The organism is Bradyrhizobium sp. Kon69 (genome assembly GCF_055807515.1).
The window spans coordinates 1-24,193 of sequence record NZ_JBVVOS010000011.1 but is presented as its reverse complement, the minus strand read 5'-3'; the positions used below and the strand labels follow the sequence as shown (position 1 = coordinate 24,193).

Genomic DNA, 24,193 nt, shown 5'->3' with positions numbered 1-24,193 from the left:
TGGCGCGGAGCGCCGGATGAGGGGTATCGCTCCGCGGAGAAAGCTTTCACTGCGGAAGCAACCCCTCACCCAAGTGAGTTTGTTGCACCGTCCTCGCTGCCCTCTCCCACAAGGGGAGAGGGCACTTCAATTGGCGGTGCCGAAGACATTCGGGAGAAAACAAAAATGTCCGCCAGATACGACGAACTCAAAGGCCTCAAAAACCTCGGCCAGAAATATTCCTACACCGATCGCGAAGTGATGCTCTATGCCTACGGCATTGGGCTCGGCGCCGATCCGATGGACGAGAACGAGCTCGCCTTCGTCAACGAGGGCACGTTGACGCCGCGGCCGCTCAAGGTGGTGCCGACCTTCGCCTCCGTCGCGGCGTGGGGCGCGGGGCCCGGCGAGATGAATCTCAACCGCGTGATGGTGGTCGACGGCGAGCGCGACATCACCTTCCACCAGCCGCTGCCGGTCGCCGCGCACATCACCGCCGATTCCTCCGTGGTCGAAGTCTACGACAAGGGCAAGGACAAGGGCGTCGTCATCAGCCACCAGACCGTGCTCAAGAACGAGAAGGGCGAGAAGCTGGCAACGCTGGTCGCCTCGCGCTTCGCCCGCGGCGATGGCGGCTTTGGCGGGCCGAACCTGACCCAGCCGGATCCGCACAAGATCCCGTCGCGCGCACCCGACACGACGATCGACATCGTCACGCGCCCCGACCAGGCGCTGGTCTATCGTCTCTGCGGTGACCGCAACCCGCTGCACAGCGATCCCGAGTTCGCGAAGAAGGCCGGCTTCCCGCGCCCGATCCTGCACGGCATGTGCACCTACGGCATCACCTGCCGCGGCGTGCTCCAGACCTATGCCGACTACGACGCCTCCGCCTTCCGCCAGCACGTCGCGCGGTTCTCCTCGCCGGTGTACCCCGGTGAGACGGTGACGATGGACCTCTGGAAGGACGGCAGCGTGATCTCGTTCGAAGCCAAGGTGAATTCGCGCGGCGTCACCGTGATCAAGAACGGCAAGACGGTGCTGGGTTAGCACACGGGATGGCCGTGGTCTCCCTCGCCCCGCTCTTGCGGGGAGAGGGCGGGGTGAGGGGCTCTCACCACGAGCCGAGACGGTATTGGGACCTGTACCCCCTCACCCGGATCGCAAGGGCGATCCGACCTCTCCCCGCAAGCGGGGCGAGGTAAAAAAACAAAACAGGGAGACGCCACCATGGGACTACTCGATGGCAAGGTTGCGCTGATCACCGGCGCGGGCGGGGGGCTCGGTGAGGCCTACGCAAAGCTGTTCGCGCGGGAAGGGGCTTCCGTCGTCGTCAACGACCTCGGCGGCCCCCGTGACGGCTCCGGCGCCGACACATCGATGGCGCAGCTCGTGGTGGATGCGATCAAGGCCGAGGGCGGCAAGGCGGTCGCCAATGGCGCCGATATCTCCACCATGGAAGGCGGCCAGTCGGTGTTCGACGACGCCATCAAGCACTTCGGCCGCGCCGACATCCTCGTCAACAACGCCGGCATCCTGCGCGACCAGACCTTCGCCAAGGCCTCTGAGTCCGACTGGGACAAGGTCATCAAGGTGCATCTGAAGGGCACCTTTTGTTGCACCATGCCGGTGTTTCGCTGGATGCGGGAAAACGGCGGCGGCGTCATCGTCAACACTTCCTCGACCTCGGGCCTGATCGGCAATTTCGGCCAGAGCAATTACGGCGCGGCCAAGGGCGGCATCTGGGGCCTGTCCAACGTGCTGGCAATCGAGGGCCGTAAATACAACATCCGGATCTGGACGCTTGCGCCGGGCGCGCTGACCCGCATGACCGCAGACCTGCCCCGCTATAAGGAGAACCCCGGTGCGGCGCTGGAGCCGGACGGCATCGCGCCGGCCGTGCTATACATGGTCAGCGACTTGTCCGGCGACCAGACCGGAAAGGTGCTGGGCGTGTCCGGGCCCCGCGGCGTGCGCGAAATGCGGATGATGGAAATGGACGGCTGGAAGCCGCCGCACACGGGCTGGAAGGCCCAGGACATCGCCGATCATGCCAAGGAGATCTTCTTCTCCGAAGAGCAGATCAAGATGGGGGCGCGGCGGTTTTAGCCATCGACAGAGAGAAACAAGGACAACGATGAAACTCACCGCCGATGCCAAGGGCACCTTCGCAATCGCGCCGACGCCGTTCCACGATGACGGCCGGATCGACGAGCGCTCGATCGACCGCCTGACCGATTTCTACGAGGAGGTCGGCTGCGACGGCGTCACGGTGCTGGGCATTCTTGGCGAGGCGCCGAAGCTCGATGCCGCCGAGGCCGAGCAGGTGGCGGTACGCTTCGTCAAGCGCGCCAAGACAATGCAGGTGATCGTCGGCGTCTCCGCGCCCGGTTTCGCCACCATGCGCTCGCTGGCGAAAGCATCCATGGAGGCAGGCGCGGCCGGTGTGATGATCGCACCGCCGCCGTCGTTGCGGACCGACGACCAGATTATCGGCTATTACAAGCAGGCGGCCGAGGCGATTGGCCCCGACGTACCCTGGGTGCTCCAGGACTATCCGCTGACCTTGTCGGTGGTGTTCACTCCCGCCGTGATCCGCAAGATCGTCACCGACAATCCGAACTGCGTGATGCTCAAGCACGAGGACTGGCCGGGGCTGGAGAAGATCTCGACGCTGCGCAACTTCCAGAAGGACGGCTCGCTGCGGCCGCTCTCGATCCTCTGCGGCAATGGCGGGCTCTTTCTCGACTTCGAGATGGAGCGCGGTGCCGACGGCGCCATGACCGGCTATGCCTTCCCCGAGCTTCTGATCGACGTCGTGCGACTTTCGAAGGAAGGCAAGCGCGACGCCGCCCACGATCTGTTCGACGCGCATCTGCCGCTGATCCGCTACGAGCAGCAGCCTGGTGCTGGCCTTGCCGTGCGCAAATACGTGCTGCAGAAGCGCGGCATCATCGCCTCCAGCGCCCAGCGCAAGCCCGGCGCCACTATCACGCCGGCGGCGAAGGCAGAGGTCGAGTACCTGCTGTCGCGCGTCGCCCGAATCGACAAGCGCGCCAATCTCGGCCCACAATCCAGCGCCGCAGGTTAATCGAATGGCCGAGGCATCAGCATCACGCCCTGCGTCGACGATCCTCCTGCTGCGCGACGGCGTGAAGGTCGACGGCAAGAGCCGCGACGAAATTGAAGTCTTCATGATGGTCCGCCATCATCAGATCGAGTTCAATTCGGGCGCGCTGGTGTTTCCCGGTGGCAGCGTCGATGCCGGCGATCAGGAGATCGTCAAGCGCTCCGACCTGTATTCGGGCGGCGAGGGCCTGAGCGAAGCGGACCGCGGATTTCGGATCGCCGCGATCCGCGAGACCTTTGAGGAAAGCGGCATCCTGCTGGCGCGGTCGAAAGAATCGGGCACGCCGGTCGGTGCCAGGCGCGCCGGCGAGATCGCCGATGCGCATCGCGTCGCGCTCAACGAGCACAAGGTCAGCTTCCTGAGCATTCTGGCCGACAACGGCCTCCAGCTCGCGCTCGATACGCTGGTGCCTTACGCACACTGGATCACGCCCGAGGGGATGCCAAAACGTTTCGACACCTGGTTCTTCCTTGCGGCAGCACCTCCCGACCAGCTCGGCGCGCATGACGGCCGGGAGTCGACCGATTCGATCTGGGTCTCGCCGCGCGAGGCGGTGGAGGGCGGCGAGAGTGGTCGCTTCAAGCTGCCGTTCCCGACCACGCGCAATTTGATCCGGCTCGCCAAGCAGTCGAGCGTGAGTGCCGCGCTCGAGCACGCCCGCGGCATGGCGGTTGTGACGGTGATGCCTGTCATGACCAAGACCGAAACCGGCCGTCAGCTCCGAATCCCCCGCGAGGCCGGCTATGACGGCGAAGTGTTCGAGGTCGGGGCGGTCGGCTAGGACACTTCGACACAAAGCGAAGTATCAGAGAGGGCAGAGGCGCTAGGTTCCGTCCCTGACAACGGGACGGGGCACTCGTCATGGACAACCGGCAGGACAACAACATTATCGTCGAGCTGGCGCTGCTGCTCGCGCTGGCCACGCTCTGGGGCGGCTCCTACACCTTCATCAAGCTCGGCGTCGCCACCATTCCGCCGATCACGCTGATCGCGGCGCGCACCACGATTGCAGGCCTGCTGCTGCTCACGATCATGTGGGCGCGCGGCATCAGAATGCCGAAGGATGCCGCGACCTGGCAACGCTTCGCCTTCCAGGCCGTGCTCAACAGCGTGATCCCCTGGACGTTGATCGCCTGGGGCGAGCGCCATGTCGATGCCGCGCTCGCGACCATCCTCAACTCGGCAGGTCCGATCTTCACCTTCCTGCTCACGGCGGTCGTGACGCGTCACGAGGCGACGACACCGCGAAAGCTGGTCGGGGTGGTCGCCGGCATGGCCGGCATCCTGTTGATCGTCGGCGTCGATGCCGTCCATGATGTCGGAAGCGGCCTCGTCGCGGAGGCCGCCATCGTTGCCGCCACCATCTGCTACGCCTGCGCCGCCATCTTCGGTCGCGGCTTCAAGGGCCTCGATCCCATGGCGCCCGCGGCCGGCTCGCTGCTGGCGGGAGCGGCGGCACTGATACCGGCCTCGCTCATCGTCGAGCAGCCCTGGACACTGTCGCCCTCGCTGAGTTCCGTGCTGGCGCTGCTCGCGCTGGCGACCTTCTCGACCGCAGCGGCCTTCGTGATCTATTTCCGCCTGATCCAGACCCTGGGCTCGGTCGGCACCACCGCGCAGGCCTATCTCCGCGTGCCGATCGGGGTTGGCATCAGCGTCTCCTTCCTCGGCGAGAGCCTGAGCCGGACCGCCTGGATCGGCCTTGCCTGCGTCGTCCTCGGCGTCGCCGCCATGACCATCCCGGCCCGGCGGCCGGCCGGCGTCAAAACGTCATAAAACCGGAGCCAAGGAGGGCGGCAGGGCTTCAATATTAAGGATATTCGGCGGCGAGAGGCATGTTCCCCCGGGACCGCAATACGTCGTATATTGGAGCTCCAATAGCCCGGTTCTCACATCACCAATGTCCGCCGAATTGACGCCGACCCCTGAGAAAAAGCGAACATTCTCGCTCTCCATCGGCCAGCTTACCTTCGGCAGCTTCCTTCTGGTGCTGGCGGTGATCATCGTCACCTCGACCGCGAGCGTGATCGCGATCCGGCACATTGACACGACCTTTGCCGAGCTGCAGCGGCTGCAGAGCGTCGGCGACCTCGCCGAGGATATCGACCGCCGCATGAACGAGCTGCGGCTCGCCGCGCGCGACTTCGTCACCGATCCCGGCGCCGGCATCCAGTTCAAGCAGGTGGGCGAGGCGGCCTCGACGCTCAGTGACATCCTGAAGAAGACCCGCATCGAGCTCGTGCCCGAGCAGCAGGACATGATCGACGGGGTCAGCGAGCGGCTTGCGACCTATCGCAGCGGCCTGGAGCGGATCTCGACCTTGATCGACCGCCGCGCCCAGCTGCTTGCCGGCCTGCCGCCGCTCCGCGACCAGTTCGACGCGGCTGTCTCCGGCACCGGGGACCGGGAGCTGGCGTCCCGCCTGTCGGAAGCGCAGAGCCGGATCGCGCTCGGGTTGCTTGCGCGCAACCCCTCCGCGGCCGAGCAGGCGGCGCAAAGCATGCGGGCGATGGGCGTCACCGATCCCAAGCTCAGATCGGCGGTCAACGACTACGCCGAGGCGATCATCGCAGTCGCTGTCCGTGAACGGCAGATCGCCGACATCGATCGCGAGGTGCTGGGAACCGAGGGCCGGCTGATCGGCCGCGTCACCGAATTGCTGCGCGAGGTCAGCGCCCGCCGCGGTCACGTGCTGTCGCGCGACTTCGCCCGCACGCTGACGGAGGCGCGCTGGCAAAGCATCGTGCTCGGTACCATCGGTGTGCTGATCGGCATTCTCGCGGCCGGCTTCGTGGTGCGGCGGACGGTCCGTCCGCTCGCCCAGATCGCGCGGTCGATCCGCGCGCTCGCAGCCGGCGAGAAGAACACCTCGATCCCGTCCGCCGACCTCGACAATGAGATCGGCGATATCGCACGCGCAGCCGAAGTGTTCCGCCGCGCGCTGGAGGAGGCCGACACGGCACGCGAGGCGGCGGTGCGCGCACTGACCGAGCAGCGCCTCGCCGAAGAGAGCTACCGGAAACTGTTCGAGGGCTCGGTCGACGGCATCTATGTCACGACACCGGCCGGCGATCTCCTCAACGCCAATCCGGCGCTGGCGCGGATGATGGGCTATGACAGTCCGCAGCAGCTGATCGACAGCATCAACGACATCGCCCACACCATCTATCTCAATCCCGAGGCGCGCGTCGAATATCAGCGGCTGATGGCCCGCGACGGCATGGTGCGCGAGTTCGAATACCAGGTGCGCCAGCGCGGCGGCGACATCCTGTGGCTGTCCGATAGTGCCACCGGCGTCCGCGACGAGGCGGGCAATATCGTCCGCTACGAGGGCACGCTGCGCGACATCACCGACCAGAAGCGCGCGGAAGACGCCATTGCCGAAGGGCGGCGCCTGCTCCAGCAGGTCATCGACACCGTGCCCGCGGTCATCAACGTCAAGGACCGCGACCTGCGCTACGTGCTGATGAACCGCTACATGGCCGGCATCTTCGGCATCGAGCCCGGCGATGCGCTCGGCCGCACCACGGCCGACCTGATGTCGCGCTACGGCGCGGCCAAATCCGACGAGAGCGACAAGCGCGTGCTGACGCTGCGAAAAGGTCTCGGCTTCTACGAAGAGGAGTACATTGATTCGTCCGGCCACATGCGGCAATGGCTCGTCAACAAGCTGCCGCTGCTCGATGCCGAAGGCGAGATCGAGCGGATCGTCACCGTGGCGCTCGACATCGGCGAGCGCAAGCGCGGCGAGCAGGAGATGCGGAAAGCCAAGGAATCCGCCGAGACCGCGCTGCGCAATCTGCGCGAGACCCAGGCCTCGCTGATCGAGGCGGAGAAGCTGGCGGCGCTCGGACGCCTCGTCGCCGGCGTCGCGCACGAAGTCAACAATCCCGTCGGCATCAGCCTCACGGTCGCCTCCGCACTGGAACGCAAGACCGCGATGTTCACCGCCGAGGTCGAGCGTGGCGAGCTGCGCCGCTCCACGCTCAACGACTTTCTCCACACCAGCCGCGATGCGTCCTCGCAGCTCGTCTCCAATCTCAATCGGGCCGCCGAGCTGATCCAGTCGTTCAAGCAGGTCGCCGCCGACCGCAACTATTCGGACCAGCGCAGCTTCGATCTCGGTGACCTCACCGAGCAGGTGGTGATGAGTCTGCGGCCGGGCCTTCGCAAGCACAATCTGACGCTCAATGTCGAGTGCCAGCCTGATCTGACCATGAACAGCTATCCCGGACCGTACGGCCAGGTGCTGACCAATCTGTTTCTCAACGCGGTGGCGCACGCCTTTCCGGACGGCCGCCCGGGGACCATCGACATCCAGGTGCGCGAGTCCGGCAAGGACAATGTCGAGATCATCTTCTCCGACAATGGCTGCGGCATGTCGCTCGACGTCCGCCGCCGTGCCTTCGATCCGTTCTTCACAACGCGGCGCGACCAGGGCGGCACCGGTCTCGGGCTGCACATCGTCTACAGCATTGTCACGAACAGGCTCGGCGGACGGCTCGATCTGGATTCCGAACCGGGCAGCGGCACACGTATCCAGATCATCCTGCCGCGCGTGGCGCCGCTCGAGCAGGCCGCGGAATAGCTCGCGCGTTTTCGAGCGAGGTGGATGCCGGCTCGGGTGAAGAAAACACGTCGAAACAACAATTGAGAGCTGAGGTTCTGATTCAATCAGAACCGAAAATGCTCTAGTCGGCCTCTGCAAGCTTGTGCAGTGTCGCGCCGAAAATCTGGCTGGCCTTGCCGACCAGCGCGGTGCCCGTCATGTCCCCGCGCGTCTCCGTGAAGGTGCCGCTGAGGCCGATGCCGACCGCGGCAGGGCCGCCGAACAGCGGATTGTCGTCACCCCGCGGCGAGGTGTGACGCTGGACCAGCACCTCGCCCTTGAAGGTGTTGTCCTTCACCGTGTAGCTGCCGGTGTAATAGAGGTAGGCATCGCCGCCAAGAATCTTGCCGTCGCGAAACAGAATCACGCCGCTGCCCTTGCCGACCCGACCATCGAGCAGGTTCACGTGAATCGAATAGAGGCCGTTCTTCATAACGTCCCGAGGCCGGCCGCCATCGCCCAATGGCGTAACCGGTAGTGCATTTATGCCAAAGCGCATGCGGCCACGCAACGCGGCAGTTTGGCCGCCGACCTTGCGAGCTTGCCCGTGAGCCGTAGTTGTCCCGGCTTGTCTGTGACACCGCCATGACGGTCTGATCATGAAGCGGGGCCAGTCGTTGCGAATCAAGTTGGCCCGCGAAATGCATAACCATTGTTGCACTGGCCGCGGGGTGCTGGAGCAAGACAAACGTGAGCAACTGGATCAATTCCGGCGGCGAGAAGCCGCGTCTGTACAGTGTGCGTTCCACGATTTGCGAAACACGACAACGGCGGATCGGCGGCGCGGCGCGCTGGCGAACCGTGGCGAGCCTAGCATGCGTCCTGGCCCTGATCGCACTCGCGGCCCCCTTCGGCCACGCGCGCGACCGCGGCCAGTTCGTCAACACCAATGCCGAATTGAAGGCCTGGTTCGACGGACTGCGAAGCGGCAAGGGGCCTTGTTGCTCCGATGCCGACGGCTCGGCGCTCTCGGACACCGACTGGGACAGCAAGGACGGGCACTATCGGGTCCGCGTCCCGCGTTATGGCTACATGATCGACGGCCGACCGCAGGAGCTCGTCTGGGTCGACGTGCCCGAGGAGGCCGTGATCTCGGAGCCGAACCGGGTGGGGCGCACCATGGTCTGGCCGATCTACGGCTACATGGGCGTCGCCGTCCGCTGCTTCATGCCCGGCAGCATGACTTGAGGCGCGCCGGGCGGCACGTCGCCCGGTGAACCGACGCGGCACGTGCCGTGTCAGGTATATTTCTTGTCGCGCTCGAGCAGCTCGATGGAGATGCCTTCGGGGCCACGGATGAAGCAGATGCGCACGCCGGGGCGGATCGTGGTCGGTTCGCGCGTGAAGGTGACGCCCTTGGCCTTGATCTCGGCGGCGACGGCGTCGATGTCCTTCACCGTGAGACCGAAATGGTCGAGGCCTTGATGCGGGTGCGGCGGCGGCGGGTTGACCGCATTGTCGCCCTCGAGTGGCGCAATGAAGATCCTTGCGCCGCCGAGATTCACGTCGATCCGTCCTGGCGCTTGCACGATCTCGCCACCAAGGATGTCCCGCAGCCAGGCCGCCGTGGCCTCCGGATCGGGGCTGCGCAGATGGACGTGATCCCAAGTGACGACTGGCATTTCGTGTTCTCCCGACGGATCTTGATGTTGCAGCGCATGTTAGCGGCCTCGGCCCGTGACCGCCACCGCTCTTGCCGACTCGGCAGCTGCGCGGGAACCTTAGTTCGCCTTCCGGATTAAGGTAAGCAGTGGCCGAATCCGTTGTCGAACGTGCTTCCGCCGCGATCGGTGAGGCAACCATGAGCGCTGGATTTGACCGCATCGGGTTAGGGCGTCTCGCCGGAACCGGCGAGCGACTGGCGCGGGCGGTGACGATCGCGAGCGTTTCATTTGGGCGAGGCCTGCTGTGGCTGTTGGCGGCCATCATCGTCGGTTGCGGCATCTGGATGCTGCTCCCTCTTTCCAGAGGCAACAGCGCCGAATCGGCGAGATCTGACGTGGCAGCGGTGGAGACGGCGCCTTCGGGGGATGCGACCGCCGTGTCGCCCGCTTCCGAAGCTCCGATTCCGACAATGGCAGAACTCGGTCGGATCAGGATTTCATCTCAGACCTGGCGCCGCGGCGGCCTTGGCTCGAAGGCGCTGGTGACGCTCACGCTGCGCAACGACAACGACTATGCCGTAAAGGATGTCGAGATCGTCTGCGCTTTTGCGCGGCGCGATGGCAGTCATCTCACCGACCGCACCCGCGTTCTGGCGGATCCGGTCAGCATGAAGAGCCGCAAGACTTTTGCGCGCATTCCTGTCGGCTTCGTCAACGTGAATGCCGATCAGGCAAAGTGCTCGCTTGTGGCAGCACGTCGGACATAAGGCCGGCATGCCGGGTAGCGGAAAAGTTACTGTCCTGGGGGCTTGGCCGAAAAACTTGGCGTCGCCATTTGAACCGAACGGCTGGGCCAGGAACCAATTAAATGATCGCCTGTTAAGGCGGAGAGCCCACGCGGGGATGCGGCGGGCGGAGCGTGGCCAATGCCCATCTTTCGGTATTTCTTCTTTGTCGGTGGAGCCTTGCTCGCACTGCTGTTCGCGGCGAACTACGTTCTACCGACTTCGCCTGTGACGCAGGCTATCGCAACCGCAAGCAACGAACAGCCGTTGATTCGGATCCGGTCCGATCGCCACCTGCCGGAGCGTGTCGTACTCGACACCAGTCAGCCGACGCTTGCCGCCCCTGCGGTGAAGGTCGCCGCCGTCGCGGCTCCCCAGCCGCCCGTGGAGGGCATGTCACCCGCTTTGGCCGAGATATCAGCCAAGGCGCGGGTCCGCGAGACGTTCGCCCAATTCACGCCTGCCGGGAAGGCCGATACTGCTGCGGTCAGGAAGACCGAAGCCAGGACGCAAATTCAGCCGCAAGTTCAGGCGCAGGCCCAGATTCCGGAGGCCCAGCCCGCTCAGACCCAACCCTCTCAGATCTCGGCGCAGCAGCCCAAGCGCAAGATCGCCAGAACGCATCCGGTGCCGCAGCAAGGGCGGCCGATGATGGTGATGGCGCAGCAGCCGCATTTCGGCTTCTTCAACAGCACTTGGTAAGGGCGGGTCTGACCCGTCTCGAATCGGGGCGGGAAGGGCTTTTTATTGGACGGCCTCTCTGCTAATTCGAACCCATCCGAACGTCGTCCGGCCTGCTGGCTCGCCAGCAGCGATCTGGGGCGTCTCGGTTGCGGCCCATCGTCTGGGCCAGGGCGCTCGTAGCTCAGCTGGATAGAGCATCGGATTTCGATTCCGAGGGTCGGGAGTTCGAATCTCTCCGAGCGCGCCAATTCCGGAAATGTTCCGAAGAGGGCGCTGACAACAACGACCGCCGCAGCGGCCTGCCCCCGTCAGCTAGCCGTCGGACCGGCTTGCCGGCCTCGTGCCAGCGTGTCGGACGGCGCTTCGTGGAAGATCGCGCGGTAAGCTGCGGAAAACTCTCCCAAATGGTGAAAGCCTTGGGCGCGCGCGCATGTGGCGACGGTGGCGCCGCTGCCCTTGAGAAGACGAGACCGGGTCTCCCACAATTTTTTCAGGCGAATGTACTGGTGCAGGCTCATGCCACGCACCTTGCTGACGGCGCCGCCGAGCGTGCGGATCGAGACGCCAAACTCGCCGGCGAGATCGGCGGTATAGATCGGAGCAGTCGGATGTGCTGCGACGTAATCGTCGATCCGTTGCACAAGTTTGATCGACCGCTCGCCCCGGACGGAGGCACTCCGGTCCGAGAGCGAATCGATACGAAACAGATCGTCGAGCGCGAGCAGCAGGCCTTCCTGGAGATGGGCGGCGACCTCGGTCGTTTCGAACAGGGCCGGCTGCACCGACGCGGTTCGCAGAATGTCGAGCAGGAGCTGCCGTATGTGGAGCAAAGCGGGGCGGTTCGCGCCATAGGCTCGCAAATCGTCCGCCCGATCGAACCAGCCCCGGTCGCTCATGCCGGGTGAGAAGATGATCATCGCATGATGATTGGTCCGGCGCTCGACGAAATGGCATTCATCGCTGCCGCGGAGCGCGATGAAGAAACGCGCGTCCAGATCCATGCCCTTGGAATTGACCTGAAGGTCGTCCGTCATGGGCAGGATCACCATCCCGCCCGGCATCCGATAGGCGCCGTCGAGGATGCGCGCGAACGAGCGCATCATGACGATGCGGCAGCCGGGCAGGGAGACGATAGCGCGAGCCGCCGCGAAATTCCGGACGTCGAGCGGAATGCTTCTCGCATCCTCCATCGACTCGATCGGCCGAAACGCATCGACGTCGGCAAAGCCGATCAATTGAAGCGCCGAGGAAGGGGCGAGGGCGTCGAACAACATACGTGTGGCCGGCTGTCGCAATGTGACAATCAAATGAACGTCAGTACATCGCCATCAATGGCGAAACATCGCGCTTCAGTAAACCGGATTCCGGGCCGTAGTATTGCGGACATCATGGCATCAAGCCGGCGGATCGATGTCGTCGTCAACGGTCTCGAGTCATCGGCTGGCCGGAGGAGAGATCGATGAAATGCAGCCGCGTGCAGGCGGGACAGGCGAAGGAGGCAAAGCTCTGTGCCTCCTGTCTCTGTTGCTTCTCCAAATGTGTCTGCACATTCATGCCCGTCTGGGGACATCGAAAAACGATCAAATCGACCATCATCGGAGAATGACGGCGTGGCGGATTTCGTCTTTGATCTAGATCAGTTTTGGAATGACTCCAGACCAACATCCTTGATCTCGCAAAAGCGAAGGGGCCCCGGAGGGCCCCTTTAGAATCACCAGCGGCGATAGCGTGGTCCGTAATAGCGAGGCCCGCCATAAAAGCGCGGTGCATACCGGGGACCGTAGTAGGGCCGCGGCGCGTAGTATCCATAGTAGTTCGGGCGCCAGAAACAGCGTCCCCAGGCGTCACAGACCATGCGGACCTGCTCGACGTCGGAAACCTGCGGCGTCGCAGGAGCAGGCGCGATGGGCATGGCGAACGCCGCCGGTGATGCGACCAACGCACCCAGCAAGGTCGCGGCGACGAGGCCAATTCTAAGCTTCATGATGTCTTTCTCCGCTTACGCAATACAGGGATATCTAAGTTTGTTCTGATCAAATTGTGGCGGGGGCGAAATGTAATGCTGATGAACAGGTCTTCAGCCAGCCCGCCGCAGGCCTGACCTTTAGCTCCGGCAGACTATCCCAGGTTCGCGCTCTTGACCAATGCTGTGCTTGCGTTTGCGCCCAGCAGGACATCGCCGCCCTCCTTGATCCCGCGCAATTCTCCGATGCGGCTTCGTCCCTAAGCTAGCCTTGTGGCCAGCCTTTCGAGCAATTCGAAGAGCAGGCTCGCGAGGTCGCTTTGGAGCTGTGCAATGGACAAAATGAGAATCGACAAGGGTGACTGGCTGGTCGTGTGCGACGGGCGCAAGGCGCTCATTCTGGAAAACCTCGGCGACGAGATGTTTCCGAACCTCCACACCAGGGAAGTGCATGAGCAGCCTAATCCGTCGACCAGCGCGCAAGGGAGCGACGCGCCGGGCAGGCTCCATGGTGCGGCCGGCACCGCGCGCAGCTCGGTGGAGCAGACTGATTGGCATGACGAGGCCGAGCGCGCCTTCCTGCGCAGCCTGGCCGGACGGCTCGATGCCGCCGTCAGCTCAGGCGAGACCTCGGCCTTGACCATGGTGGCCTCGCCGCGTGCGCTTGGGATGATCCGCGCCGACTATTCGGATGTGGTGCGCAAGGCACTCCAAGGCGAGGTCGGCAAGGACCTCGTCAAACTGCCAGTCTACGAAATCGAGAAGCAATTGCTGCTGTCGGGCGCCGCCAAATAGCGGCCCCTGGGACGCGCCTGCGCCCCTCAGTAGCAGGGGTGCCGGCGGCGGTCCTGGCCGACATAGGCGGCTGCGCTCTGGTAGCAATGGTTGGTCGACGGGCCGTCGTAAAAGGCGAACGTCCCGGGAGTCATGCCGGGCCCGTAATTGTGGAGATAGCTGATCGGGTAGGGCAGCGGGTTCGTGGTATAGCGGTGGTACCGGTGATGTCCCCGTGCCTCTGCGAGGCCAGGGGCAAGGATTGCGGCCGACAGGGCAGCAATCGCGGCTACAAGCTTCAACTTGCTCATCTCGAATCTCCGGAACCCGCACGAATAGGTCAGCCATTTATAGCCAGTTCGGGCGGCCGGAACACCCGTCTGCAGCCCGGAAATCGGGGCCAATCCCGCAGATTCCCGGGTGGGTGTGACAGAATTGCCGGTTCTGTGGTCCGACTTGCCCATTTTTGGCCTTTTCGAGATGCTTAACGAATTCCCCACACAAGTGTGACCAAAGAGAATTAGCTCAAGACTCCTGTTGCCGGCTTCTTGGGATCCATAGGCCGGTCCATTCCTGAAGGCTTTCGCCGTCACCTCGCCATGCGCATCACGCTTCTGAGCCTGCTGTTGCTCTCGGTCGTCGCCGCCACGCCGGCGCGGGCCGAGCTGCACATTACCCGTGACCACGGCGGCTATGTCGAGGAGTACAAGGCCAAGTACAAGCGCGTCCGCGAGAAGGGCGAGCGCGTCATCATCGACGGCATCTGCAACTCGGCCTGCACCCTGGTGCTCGGCATCGTGCCGATGAACAAGATCTGCGTGACGCCGCGCGCCAGCCTCGGCTTCCACCAAGCCTACTACGACAAGGCCTTCACCTTCGGCATCAAGGTCACCAGCGCGGAGGGGACGTCCGACCTGATGGCCTATTACCCCGACACGGTGAAGGACTGGATACGCCGCAATGGCGGGCTCACCACCGACATGAAAAAGATCAAGAACGGCGTCGAGCTCTGGAAGATCATCGATCCCTGTCCGGACGAATGGTGAGCGGCTGAACCGTCCGGTCCGTCGCAGCGCAGCATCGTCCGGACGAAATTGGCCGAAATTCGCATTGCCGCATTGGCCCCCGGTGGGGCAATGAGGCGGCAATGAATCATAATCAAGAAGCCCTGACCGCCCGCGCCGCGCCGATCCTGTTCGTCCTGCTCTGGAGCACGGGCTTCATCGGCACCAAATACGTCGTCAACAATGCCGATCCCCTGACCTATCTCGCCATCCGCATGGCGTTCGTGGTCGGTCTGATGGCGATCATCGTCGCGATTGCGCGGCCGAAATGGCCGGACCGGATCGGCATCGCGCACAGCGCCGTCGCCGGCATTCTCGTCCATGGCTTCTATCTCGGCGGCACCGCAATCGCGATCGCGCACTCGATTCCGGCCGGGCTCTCCGCGCTCATTCCGGGCCTTCAGCCGATCCTGACCTCGACCATCGCCAACCGCTGGCTCGGGGAGAAGGTGACGCCGGTGCAATGGGCGGGGCTCGTCCTTGGCCTCGGCGGCGTCGTGCTGATCCTGCACGGCCGTCCCATGACCGGCGAAGCCGGGCTCGGCTGGCTCGCCTCCGTCGTCTCGCTGATCAGCATCACGCTCGGCACGCTCTATCAGCGCCGCTACTGCAACCACATCGACTGGCGCGCCGGCAATCTCGTGCAGTACGTGTCCGTCACGATCTTCTTTGCGATCGGCGCCTTCCTGTTCGAGGACCGCGTGGTGCACTGGACGCGCGAGTTCATGCTGGCGCTGGCCTGGCTCGCCGTGGCCCTCTCGATCGGGTCGATCGGGCTGCTGTACTGGCTGATCCGCCATGCCGCCGCCACGTCTGTTGCAAGCCTGTTCTATCTGGTGCCCGCCGTGACGGCGCTGATGGCTTATCTGCTGTTTGGAGAAAAGCTCGATGCGTTGGCGATCGCGGGCATGGTGATGTGCGCGGCCGCGGTGTTCGTGGTCAACCGGCGCTTCTAGGACCGGCGGGCCGGGCCGCCGGAATACATCCCTGACGTGCGCGGCAAGATCGTGCTAGGGTCGGCGCATTTTAGTGGCTCTTTCACAGGTGATTTCCATGAAGAAGGCGAGACGCGCATTGCTTGGTAGGTCCCTGAAGCCGGTCCGGATTGCCTGCATCAACTACGCGGAGCCGACGATCAGCGGCCGCAAGATGGCCAGGCTCACAGCGGCGCTCCAGAAATGCTACGACAAGCACTTCCTGCCGGTGTGGGGCTATCCGGTCGACCTCTATGTCAGCGAAAAGCCGAAGCCGGGCGAGTGGCAGCTGGTCTATTTTGACGAGGCCTCCCACAAGAACATGCTCGGCCGCCATGAGCTGACGCATCGCCGCCAGCCGATCTCAAAGATCTTCGTCAAGGCGCTGGGCGACGAGCCGGTCAGCGTGGCGGCCTCGCACGAGCTGTTCGAGATGGTGCTCGATCCCATGGCCAATCTCTGGGCCGACAAAAACCGGAACACCCAATATGCCTATGAGGTCTGTGACGCCGTGGAAGAGGACACCTTCTTCGTCGCCGGCTTCGAGATGTCGAACTTCGTCTATCCGTCCTGGTTCGAACCGTTCAAGCACCGCCCGGGCACCAAGTTCGACCACAAGGGAACGCTGAAGGAGCCGTTCTCGATGACCGAGGGCGGCTACGTCATCAAGAAGGTCAACGGCAGGAAGGTGATCAAGGCGTTCGGCTCGCCCGAGAAACGGCGGCGCTTCGACGCCGAGGACCGGCGCGGCCATCGCAGCGAATTTCGCGATCCGCAGGGCGAGCATCACCCGGGCCGGCGCGCGGCTAAGCGGCGGGGGTAGGGCATCGCTGGAGCCGTCTCCGGGCGCGTCCGCCCCCGGAGACTTGAGCGTTGCGATCAGCGCTTGGCCTTCTTGGCCTTCTTTTTCGACTTGGCAGCTTTCTTCGTCGCCTTCTTTGCGGTCTTCTTCGACGACTCCTTGGCCGCCTTCTTCGACTTCTTCGCAGCTTTCTTCGAAGTCTTCTTGGTGGCCTTCTTCGCAGCCTTCTTGGCTTTCTTCTTGGAAGCCTTCTTCGGCGCTACTTTCTTCGCGACCTTCTTGGCGGCTTTCCTGACCTTCTTCACCGCAGTGACAGCGGCGTCCTTGGTCGCTTCCACGGCGGTGGTGATCGTGTCCATCGCCTGTTCGGTGATCGGCTTGTCGTCGTCCATATTGTCCCCCACGGTTTGCATGGAGCGATGACGATAGCGCGTTTCATAATTGTGTCAAAGCAACGCTCAACCTTTGCGGATCTTGGCGTAGGCGGCGAGCGCGCGCTCTCGTCCCTTGGCATGATCGACGATCGGCTGCGGATAGGTCTTGCCGAGCGTGACGCCAGCGCTCGCAAGCTCGATCGGCGTGGCCTCCCAGGGCTTGTGGATCAGCTTGGCCGGCACGTCCTTTAGCTCGGGCACCCAGCGCCGGACATAGGCTCCATCCGGGTCGAACTTCTCGCCCTGCAGCACCGGATTGAACACGCGGAAATAGGGCGCCGCGTCGGCGCCGCAGCCGGCCACCCACTGCCAGTTGGCGGGATTGCTGCCGGCATCCGCATCGACCAGTGTGTCCCAGAACCAGCTTTCGCCGTCGCGCCAGTCGATCAGGAGGTGCTTGACCAGGAACGAGGCGACGACCATTCGCACCCGGTTGTGCATCACGCCGGTGTGCCAGAGCTCGCGTAGGCCGGCGTCAACGAGGGGATAGCCGGTGCGCCCGCGCTGCCAGGCTGCGAGCACCTTGGCGTCGGGCTTCCATGGGAAGCCGTCAAAGTTTGCTTGCAGGTTTTCGGTGGCAAGGTTGGGGTGGTCATGCAGCAGGTGCCGGCAGAACTCTCGCCAGCCGAGCTCGCTCAGGAACTTGTCGATGCTGGGTCCGATCGCGGGATTTTCCGCCGCGGCGAATCGCGCGGCGTGCCAGACTTGGCGCGGGCTGAGCTCGCCGAACCTCAAATGCGGTGACAGATGTGAGGTGCCCTCGCGGTCCGGGCGGTCGCGATCGCCGACATAGCCTTGTGCGGTGTGCTTGAGGAAGTGGCGCAGTCGGGCGCGGGCTGAGGCTTCGCCGGGCGTCCATGTCTCGCGCAGGCCGCCGGCCCAATCGGGCTTGTCCGGCTCGAGCTTCCAGGTCTCCAGCGCCTCGCTGGCGACAGTGGGCGCAGGACGCAGCTCCTTCGGCGCCGGCAATGGCTTCGGCGGATCGCCGAGCGCCAGCACGCGCCGCCAGAATGGCGTGAACACGCGCAGGCCGCGGCCTTCCTTGTTGCGGATCGCCGCGGGCGGAACGAGCAAGTCGCCGGGGAAACTTTGCGAGTCCACGCCGCTCTTTGCCAGTGCCGCTTCGAGCTGCCGCTCGATCGCCTGATGCGGCGCCTGTGCGATCCCGTTCCAGTAGACCGAACGCGCTCCGCTCTCACGCGCCACCTCCGCGATCACCTTGGCCGCTGGCCCCTTACGCAGGATCAGCGATCCGCCGCGCGTGGCAATATCGGCGCCGAGCGCCCGCAGCGACTGCGCCAGCCACCAGCGCGCCGCGGCGCCCGGCGCTCGCCCGGCCGCGTCGTCCAGCACATAGAGGCATATCACCGGCGCGCCGGTCTCCGCAGCGGTCTTGGCGGCAGCGTGGAGGGCGGGGTGGTCGGACAGGCGGAGGTCATCGCGAAACCAGACGATGATGGGCGGAGCGCTTGGCGTAGTCCTTAGCGTCGTTCTGGGCGTGGTCAGGGGTGTCCTCGTTAACGATTTGGAAAGCATGCCGCGATGGGAACCGCGTTAATGTGGCCGTAAGTCGATTGCACGAATATGCAGGAATTACAGGAGTCATTCCATTCATGTACGGACGAGCAACGGCGAAGTTTCTGCCGCAATTCAAACTTGGCACCAAGGCGCTCCTATGCGCGGTGCTGCTGATCGCCATGAATACGGCGCTCGTGGTCGGCGCCGGCTATTGGTCGCTCAGCTCCGCTTTCAACGATCGTGCGCTGCGCGACATCGAGGTGAGCTTGCGCACGCTGGCGCTGGCCTTTGCCGAGATCGTTCCCGATGCGAAGATCACGATGCGGGATGGCGCGGTGGCGCGCGCCGAAATTCCCAAGATGCCCGACTTCAAGGATCACGCCATCGTCGATCGCGCGGTGTCCTATGTCGGCGGCAACGCCACCCTGTTCGTATTCGACGATGCGAGCGGGCAGTTCGTGCGGCGCTCGACCAATGTGAAAAAGGAAAATGGCGACCGCGCCGTCGGGACCCAGCTTGCCGCCGATCATCCGGCGCAGGCGCTGCTGCGCCGTGGCGAGGCCTACAAGGGCCCGGCCACGCTGTTCGGCAAGTCCTTCATGACCGCCTATTTCCCGATCGCCGACGCCAGCGGCAAGGTCGCCGGCATCCTCTATGTCGGCATCCCGATGGCTCAGTTCGAGAGCATGCTGGCCCACACCATCGAAAGTATGGCGATCGCCGCCGGGCTCGCCGCGCTGCTGGTGCTGGTCCTGACCTTGCTGGTCGTCCGCCGTGTCACCAAACCGCTCACCTCGGTCACGCGCTCGCTGACGGCGCTCGCCGAAGGTCAAAGCGACGTCGAGATCGATTGCGAGAATCGCGCCGACGAGATCGGCGAGATCGCCCGCACGGTCGCGGTGTTCAGGAGCAATTCGCAGGAGCGGGCGCGGATGCGCAGCGAGCAGGCGGCGGCTTCGGCCGCAGCCGCCGAGCAGCGCAAATCCGACCTGCGCAATTTCGTCGAGGAGTTCCGCGGCGGTGTCGGCGGCATTCTCGACAAGGTGCTGACATCGTCAGGCGAATTCGAGCGGACGGCGCGGCAGCTCACCGACACGGCGCGCTCCACCGCCGATCTGTCGGCGCGGTCGGCGGGAGCCTCCGAAAACGCCTCCGAGCACGTGCGTTCGGCGGCGTCGGCCTCGGACGAGCTGTCTCAATCGATCTCCGAAATCACCCGGCGGGTGCAGGAATCGAACGTCATTTCCGCTGAGGCGGTGCGGCAGGCCGAGGCGACCGATCAGCGCATCGCGCAGCTCTCCGAGGCGGGCGCGCGCATCGGCGATGTCGTCAAGCTGATCACCTCGATCGCCGAGCAGACCAACCTCTTGGCGCTGAACGCGACCATCGAGGCCGCGCGCGCGGGCGATGCCGGCCGCGGCTTTGCGGTGGTGGCCCAGGAGGTCAAGACGCTCGCCGGCCAGACCGCCAAGGCGACCGACGAGATCTCGAACCAGATCGCCAGCATGCAGCTTGCGACCGAGGAATCGGTTGTCGCCATCAAGGCGATCAGCCAGACCATCGAGCGCATCAGCGGCATCGCGGGTTCGATCTCGGCGGCGGTCGAGCAGCAGAAGAGTGCGACCCAAAACATCGTCGCCAGCGTTCGCGCGGCGGTATCGGGCACGGCCGATGTCGCCGTCAACGTCCGTCAGGCCGCCGAGGGTGCGAACGAGACGGGTGAGACGTCCAGCCGGATGTTTGCCTCCGCCCAGGCGTTGTCGGGCGAGAGCCTGCACCTGAAGGCCGAGGTCGAGGGCTTCCTCGAACGCGTGCGCGCGGCGTAAGAGCTGACATCGTCATCCGGGGCGATGCCGACGCGTCGCCCCGGATGACAGTTTTTATTTCGGCTGCGGCACGATCCGGATGTAGGGCTTCGGCTCCTTCCAGCCCTGCGGATAGATCGTCTTGGCCTCGTCGTTGGAGACCGAGCCCGCGATGATGACGTCGTCACCCTGCGACCAGTCGGCCGGCGTCGCGACGCGATGCTTGGCGGTGAGCTGGAGCGAGTCGATCACGCGGAGGATCTCCTGGAAGTTCCGGCCCGTCGTCATCGGATAGACCAGCACAAGCTTGATCTTCTTGTCCGGCCCGATGACGAAGACGTTGCGGACGGTCTGGTTGTCGGCGGCGGTGCGGACAAGGGGGTCGCCTGAGATGGCAGCCGGCAGCATGCCGTACAGCTTGGAGACGTTGTAGTCGGTATCAGCAATCATCGGGAAGTTCGGCGCTGCGCCTTGCGTCTCCTTAATGTCCTCCGACCATTTCGAATGGCGATCGACCGGATCCACCGAGAGGCCCATCAGCTTGACGCCGCGCTTGTCGAAGTCCGGCTTGAGCTTGGCGAGCGCGCCGAGCTCGGTCGTGCAAACCGGCGTGAAGTCCTTCGGGTGCGAGAACAGCAGCGCCCAGCTATTGCCGATCCAGTCGTGGAACTTGATCTTCCCTTCGGTGGTCTCGGCTTCGAAGTCGGGGGCGGTGGCGCCGATCGGAAGTGTCATGGTTCTACCTCATGTTATTGAATTTACTTGTGAATTCATCTTTGACCGTCGTGACCATTATAGGGTCTCCGCGATCCCAAGTGAACGCTAACTGAACCGCTTCAAGTAAAATGTGAATTCCTTCTTTGAAGGCCTGATTTCCTAGCACCTTTTTGTTACAGCGGCGCCTGCGGCGAAACATCTCCACCGGGGCTATACGGGTGCGATTGCCCCGAGAAAGCCTTTTATGAGTTCCATCACGCTCGCCCGTCGCTTCCCAGAACCAAACTGGTCCTGACAGCGACCAATTGGCAACTATCTCAAAAAGTCGCGCTCCCCGTACCGAATCATTAACCACCCCTTTACGCCGGCATGAAAATGCTGGCCGATCAGAAGAAATCTGGAAGTGAACTATGTCTGCCGCTGCGCATAAGTCTGTTGAGTCGCCGTCCCTCGAATTGTCCCGCCTCGAACCGTCCTGCCGCGATACCTCGGCCCATGCACTGACCATCGTGCGCGACGGCGTCATCACGGGCGAAGGCCCGACCACCAAGGGAAGGGTGCATTTCTCCCGCTCGCTCGATGCCGATGACACCGCGTGGTGCGCCCGCATTCTCACCGCCACAGCCGTGAACGACCAGCCGGTCAGCCGTGCTGAAGCCGAAGTGCTGTTCGAGATCAACGAAGCCGCGACCGAACGCACCGATGGTGGCCGGTTCGACGATTTGCTGGCCAAGGCGGTCGCCCATTATGCGGCGAGCGCCTCCGGCCTGAAGGTGCCGCCGCGCAGCGTCGCGTTGTCGGCCGAGTCCGATATCGAGGGCTGGGCGCCGTCCTATGCCTCCAAGGTCAACAGCGAAATGCTGGAGTGGATCGCCGGCCAGATGCGCGGCAAGCGCCACAACAACCGTCGCCTGATGGCGATGGTGGCGACCTTCCTGGGCGCCACCGCGCTGCCTCTGGCGGGCCAATTGCCGAACGTGTTCGACATCGGCATGTAAGATTTTGGGCATGTAAAATTCTGCGCCTCTCACGAGGACGCATTTGAACGGCGGGGTTACTTCCCCGCCGTTTTTTGTTTGCCGGTGTCCAACTCGAGCCCGAGCGTGCGGCCCGGGAAACCGGCGGTGTCGAAATAGCGCTGGCTGCCGACGCGCTGGAAGTTCAGCACGGTTTGCAGGCCGTTTTCGGACTTCTTCGACTTCTCGACCCCCTTGTACGCCTTCGGAACGACGCCGTTGGGCAACGCCTCCGACATCACGCGGCCGACGAGGCCGCCGTTCTGCGAACCGCGCAGGCCGAGGAGCTGGGCGGCCGTCATGCCGACGTCGGCATTGCTGACCGGGATCTCGCTGACATAGCCGGCCTTGAAGTCCGGCCCGATGGCGGCCATGAAGTTCATGGTGTCGCCGCGGCTGAAGCTGCCATGCATGCCCTGGCCCTGGCGCAGCACGGTGTCGGCGACCTGCACCGAGCAGTTGGTCGGCGCCTCGCCGCAATCGCTGGCATAGGAGCGGAAGTTGACGACGATCGCCGGCGTCGGCGTCGCCGCCTTGCCGCGCAGGTTGATGCTCGACAGCGGCAGGGTGCCGGGGAAGCGGCCGAGCGAGTCATCGACGAACAGGCCGGAGACGTAGTCCTGCTCGAGCAGCGTCTTGACGGTCTGGGCCGCCAGCTTCTTGTCCTTGTTCGGCAGATAGATCAGGTCCGAGCCGCCATTGGTGGCGACGACGAGATCGGGCTTTTCCGGATCCTTGCCGAGGACACCGTTGCCGGCCTTGGGATGCTTGTTGCCCTCGATCTTCGCATTCTTGTCGTTGGGATCGAACAGCGGCAGTTCGAGCGCCTTTGCGAGGTCGAGCGCCAGAAAGCCCATCGGCAAAAAGTCCTTCGGGGTGTCGTCATAGCTGAGCTTGGCCGAGGGGCTGGTCTTGCTTTCCTTGGAGATGGTCGAGAAGCCGTGGTCGGCCTGAACCATGATGTTGGTGTTTGCTGCAAGGCCGAGCTCGTCCAGCGCCTTGCGGAGCTGGGCGAGGTTGTTGTCGGCATTCTTGATGCCGGCCATCGAAGTCGGCCCGTTAATGCCGGGCATGATCTGGTTGAGGCTGTCGCCGGTGTTGTGCTGACTGCCGTCTGGGTCGCGCGACCAGAACACCAGCACGAACGGTTTGTTGCGGGCCTTGAACATCGGCAGCACGACCTTGGCCGCGACGTCCGCGAAATAGGCCTGCTGCGCGACGTTGGCGACGGTAGTGCCGGGCGTCTTGGCATCGCCCGCCTTGGAGTTGTCGCCGCGCGGCGGCGTGGCAAGGGGCAGGCCGGCCTTGGTCAGCGCGTCCTTGACCTCGTCCGACAGCGCCACGCCATTTTTGCCGCCCGTGGCATCGTCGAACACGATCGAATGCAGGCCGGCCTTTTCGGGCTTGTCGGTGTGGTCGAACTGATAGGTCGGACCATGCTTACCGAGCGCGGCGGTGCTGAAGCCTTTGTCCCGCGCCAGCTTCAGGATCGTGTCCTCGTTGAGATAGTCGCCCTTGAAATGCTCGTCGATGTCGCCGAGCACGGCGTCGTTCTCAATGAAGGGGACCACGGTGTCGCCTGCGGGCACCGAGGTGTAGTTGGTCCAGATCGTGTTGGAGAACACGCCGGTATCGCCGAGATAATGGCCGGTCGACATCGCCGAGCCGTTGGCCATGGTGAAGGTCGGGAATAGCGAGTGCGAATTCTTGAAATTGACGCCCTTGTCGCGGATTTCGGCCATCGCGGGGGCAGTCTCGGGTGTGACCTTCAGCGCCCGCAGACCGTCCGGAATGAACAGGATCAGGTTACGGGGCGTGTTGTTCTCTGCGGAGGCAGGTCCGGTCGAAATTCCGGCGGACAACACTGTCAGTCCGGCTGACAGCAACACCAGTGAACGACGCATCAAAATCTCTCCCTGCGAGGCGGCTTGGCCGCCAACCGCGGCCCCCGGCTTCGTTTAGTTTCGCTGCATGACGGTTTTGTTACAAGAGCGGAGCGCCATGCAAAGAAGGGTAGGGGCCCCGCTCTGCGTTGCATCCGGGGCACGAGATCGCGGTGTCGGCAGGCAACTGCTTCAGCATCGTCATTGCGAGCGCAGCGAAGCAATCCAGAATCTCTCCGCGGCGGCAGACTGGATTGCTTCGCTGCGCTCGCAATGACGGAGTCTGTGGGTGGCAGCGTCGCGCTTCCATTCGCATTCCGGATCGCAGACACACCTTCGCCATCTCGCGGCTTGTTCGCCCGAGCTTTGCTTCGTCGTCTCACCCTCAATTGAAAGAGGGCGCAGGGAAGACCGGGTGCCGGCTGGCACCCGCGGTCCACTGTGCGAGATTGTCG

The 24,193-nt window shown here is 64.1% G+C and carries 24 protein-coding genes and 1 tRNA gene; 16 read left to right on the top strand and 9 right to left on the bottom strand.

The annotated features are described in order from the left end of the window. The first annotated feature begins 165 nt into the window (after window positions 1-165). The 6 genes from AC0L3U_RS16215 (at window position 166) to AC0L3U_RS16190 (ending at window position 7,694) form a co-directional block, all read left to right on the top strand. A complete protein-coding gene (locus AC0L3U_RS16215; protein ID WP_473362392.1) occupies window positions 166-1,026 on the top strand; it encodes a MaoC family dehydratase in 861 nt (286 codons plus the stop codon). Between the two features lie 180 nt (window positions 1,027-1,206). Further along, complete coding sequence (locus AC0L3U_RS16210) at window positions 1,207-2,085, top strand: SDR family oxidoreductase (protein ID WP_473287530.1); 879 nt, start codon at window positions 1,207-1,209, stop codon at window positions 2,083-2,085. A 28-nt stretch (window positions 2,086-2,113) separates the two neighbouring features. Further along, window positions 2,114-3,067: a dihydrodipicolinate synthase family protein gene (locus AC0L3U_RS16205; protein ID WP_473362391.1), complete on the top strand. Its 954-nt coding sequence runs from the start codon at window positions 2,114-2,116 to the stop codon at window positions 3,065-3,067. Between the two features lie 4 nt (window positions 3,068-3,071). Next, window positions 3,072-3,887, top strand: a complete 816-nt coding sequence (locus AC0L3U_RS16200; RefSeq protein WP_473362390.1) for an NUDIX hydrolase — start codon at window positions 3,072-3,074, stop codon at window positions 3,885-3,887. Window positions 3,888-3,967: 80 nt separating this feature from the next. Next, window positions 3,968-4,882 (top strand): DMT family transporter, encoded by a 915-nt coding sequence (locus tag AC0L3U_RS16195; RefSeq protein ID WP_473362389.1) that lies wholly within the window; start codon window positions 3,968-3,970, stop codon window positions 4,880-4,882. A 124-nt stretch (window positions 4,883-5,006) separates the two neighbouring features. Further along, window positions 5,007-7,694, top strand: coding sequence for a PAS domain S-box protein (locus AC0L3U_RS16190; RefSeq protein ID WP_473362388.1), 2,688 nt, complete (start codon window positions 5,007-5,009; stop codon window positions 7,692-7,694). Between the two features lie 103 nt (window positions 7,695-7,797). On the opposite strand, the gene AC0L3U_RS16185 is transcribed toward AC0L3U_RS16190, so the two are convergent. Next, window positions 7,798-8,148 (bottom strand): GrlR family regulatory protein, encoded by a 351-nt coding sequence (locus AC0L3U_RS16185; RefSeq protein ID WP_085395594.1) that lies wholly within the window; start codon window positions 8,146-8,148, stop codon window positions 7,798-7,800. Window positions 8,149-8,405: 257 nt separating this feature from the next. Between AC0L3U_RS16185 and AC0L3U_RS16180 the strand changes: the two genes are divergently transcribed. Next, window positions 8,406-8,903: a hypothetical protein gene (locus AC0L3U_RS16180; protein ID WP_473362387.1), complete on the top strand. Its 498-nt coding sequence runs from the start codon at window positions 8,406-8,408 to the stop codon at window positions 8,901-8,903. 50 nt (window positions 8,904-8,953) lie between these two features. On the opposite strand, the gene AC0L3U_RS16175 is transcribed toward AC0L3U_RS16180, so the two are convergent. Further along, a complete protein-coding gene (locus tag AC0L3U_RS16175) occupies window positions 8,954-9,337 on the bottom strand; it encodes a VOC family protein (protein WP_007603095.1) in 384 nt (127 codons plus the stop codon). Window positions 9,338-9,516: 179 nt separating this feature from the next. On the opposite strand from AC0L3U_RS16175, the gene AC0L3U_RS16170 reads away from it, so the two are divergent. The 3 genes from AC0L3U_RS16170 to AC0L3U_RS16160 all read left to right on the top strand — a co-directional run bounded on the left by AC0L3U_RS16170 (window position 9,517) and on the right by AC0L3U_RS16160 (window position 11,035). Beyond that, window positions 9,517-10,086 carry a hypothetical protein gene (locus AC0L3U_RS16170; protein ID WP_473362523.1) on the top strand — a complete coding sequence of 190 codons (570 nt, stop codon included), beginning with the start codon at window positions 9,517-9,519 and terminating at the stop codon, window positions 10,084-10,086. A 159-nt stretch (window positions 10,087-10,245) separates the two neighbouring features. Further along, window positions 10,246-10,806, top strand: coding sequence for a hypothetical protein (locus AC0L3U_RS16165; RefSeq protein WP_473362386.1), 561 nt, complete (start codon window positions 10,246-10,248; stop codon window positions 10,804-10,806). 152 nt (window positions 10,807-10,958) lie between these two features. After that, window positions 10,959-11,035: transfer RNA gene (locus AC0L3U_RS16160), tRNA-Arg, on the top strand. Window positions 11,036-11,096: 61 nt separating this feature from the next. Here AC0L3U_RS16160 and AC0L3U_RS16155 read toward each other — a convergent pair. Both AC0L3U_RS16155 and AC0L3U_RS16150 read right to left on the bottom strand, forming a co-directional pair. Beyond that, entirely contained in the window at window positions 11,097-12,062 is a 966-nt protein-coding gene (locus tag AC0L3U_RS16155; protein WP_456769476.1) for an AraC family transcriptional regulator, read from the bottom strand. Window positions 12,063-12,499: 437 nt separating this feature from the next. Continuing rightward, on the bottom strand, window positions 12,500-12,772 hold the full coding sequence (locus tag AC0L3U_RS16150; protein WP_473348213.1) for a hypothetical protein: 273 nt from the start codon (window positions 12,770-12,772) through the stop codon (window positions 12,500-12,502). 312 nt (window positions 12,773-13,084) lie between these two features. Between AC0L3U_RS16150 and AC0L3U_RS16145 the strand changes: the two genes are divergently transcribed. Next, window positions 13,085-13,546: a host attachment protein gene (locus AC0L3U_RS16145; protein ID WP_473362385.1), complete on the top strand. Its 462-nt coding sequence runs from the start codon at window positions 13,085-13,087 to the stop codon at window positions 13,544-13,546. 26 nt (window positions 13,547-13,572) lie between these two features. Here the strand turns inward: AC0L3U_RS16145 and AC0L3U_RS16140 are convergent, their stop codons facing one another. Then, a complete protein-coding gene (locus AC0L3U_RS16140; protein ID WP_027567447.1) occupies window positions 13,573-13,836 on the bottom strand; it encodes a hypothetical protein in 264 nt (87 codons plus the stop codon). A 288-nt stretch (window positions 13,837-14,124) separates the two neighbouring features. Here AC0L3U_RS16140 and AC0L3U_RS16135 point away from each other — a divergent pair, with 288 nt between their 5' ends. The 3 genes from AC0L3U_RS16135 (at window position 14,125) to AC0L3U_RS16125 (ending at window position 16,386) form a co-directional block, all read left to right on the top strand. Next, the gene (locus tag AC0L3U_RS16135) at window positions 14,125-14,571 is read left to right on the top strand and encodes a hypothetical protein (protein WP_007603109.1); all 447 of its coding nucleotides are present in this window, start codon (window positions 14,125-14,127) and stop codon (window positions 14,569-14,571) included. A 101-nt stretch (window positions 14,572-14,672) separates the two neighbouring features. Continuing rightward, a complete protein-coding gene (locus AC0L3U_RS16130) occupies window positions 14,673-15,545 on the top strand; it encodes a DMT family transporter (RefSeq protein ID WP_247361829.1) in 873 nt (290 codons plus the stop codon). 97 nt (window positions 15,546-15,642) lie between these two features. Further along, window positions 15,643-16,386 carry a hypothetical protein gene (locus AC0L3U_RS16125; protein WP_473362384.1) on the top strand — a complete coding sequence of 248 codons (744 nt, stop codon included), beginning with the start codon at window positions 15,643-15,645 and terminating at the stop codon, window positions 16,384-16,386. Window positions 16,387-16,442: 56 nt separating this feature from the next. Here AC0L3U_RS16125 and AC0L3U_RS16120 read toward each other — a convergent pair whose 3' ends face one another. Both AC0L3U_RS16120 and AC0L3U_RS16115 read right to left on the bottom strand, forming a co-directional pair. Beyond that, window positions 16,443-16,757: a histone gene (locus AC0L3U_RS16120; protein WP_473362383.1), complete on the bottom strand. Its 315-nt coding sequence runs from the start codon at window positions 16,755-16,757 to the stop codon at window positions 16,443-16,445. A gap of 66 nt (window positions 16,758-16,823) precedes the next feature. Continuing rightward, window positions 16,824-18,335: a cryptochrome/photolyase family protein gene (locus AC0L3U_RS16115; RefSeq protein ID WP_473362382.1), complete on the bottom strand. Its 1,512-nt coding sequence runs from the start codon at window positions 18,333-18,335 to the stop codon at window positions 16,824-16,826. Window positions 18,336-18,412: 77 nt separating this feature from the next. On the opposite strand from AC0L3U_RS16115, the gene AC0L3U_RS16110 reads away from it, so the two are divergent. Further along, a complete protein-coding gene (locus AC0L3U_RS16110) occupies window positions 18,413-20,143 on the top strand; it encodes a methyl-accepting chemotaxis protein (RefSeq protein WP_473362381.1) in 1,731 nt (576 codons plus the stop codon). Between the two features lie 54 nt (window positions 20,144-20,197). Here the strand turns inward: AC0L3U_RS16110 and AC0L3U_RS16105 are convergent, their stop codons facing one another. After that, window positions 20,198-20,857 carry a peroxiredoxin gene (locus AC0L3U_RS16105; protein ID WP_473348220.1) on the bottom strand — a complete coding sequence of 220 codons (660 nt, stop codon included), beginning with the start codon at window positions 20,855-20,857 and terminating at the stop codon, window positions 20,198-20,200. 392 nt (window positions 20,858-21,249) lie between these two features. Here AC0L3U_RS16105 and AC0L3U_RS16100 point away from each other — a divergent pair, with 392 nt between their 5' ends. Continuing rightward, on the top strand, window positions 21,250-21,837 hold the full coding sequence (locus AC0L3U_RS16100; protein WP_473362380.1) for a hypothetical protein: 588 nt from the start codon (window positions 21,250-21,252) through the stop codon (window positions 21,835-21,837). A gap of 56 nt (window positions 21,838-21,893) precedes the next feature. Here the strand turns inward: AC0L3U_RS16100 and AC0L3U_RS16095 are convergent, their stop codons facing one another. After that, window positions 21,894-23,759 (bottom strand): alkaline phosphatase family protein, encoded by a 1,866-nt coding sequence (locus tag AC0L3U_RS16095; RefSeq protein ID WP_473362379.1) that lies wholly within the window; start codon window positions 23,757-23,759, stop codon window positions 21,894-21,896. Between the last annotated feature and the right edge of the window lie 434 nt (window positions 23,760-24,193).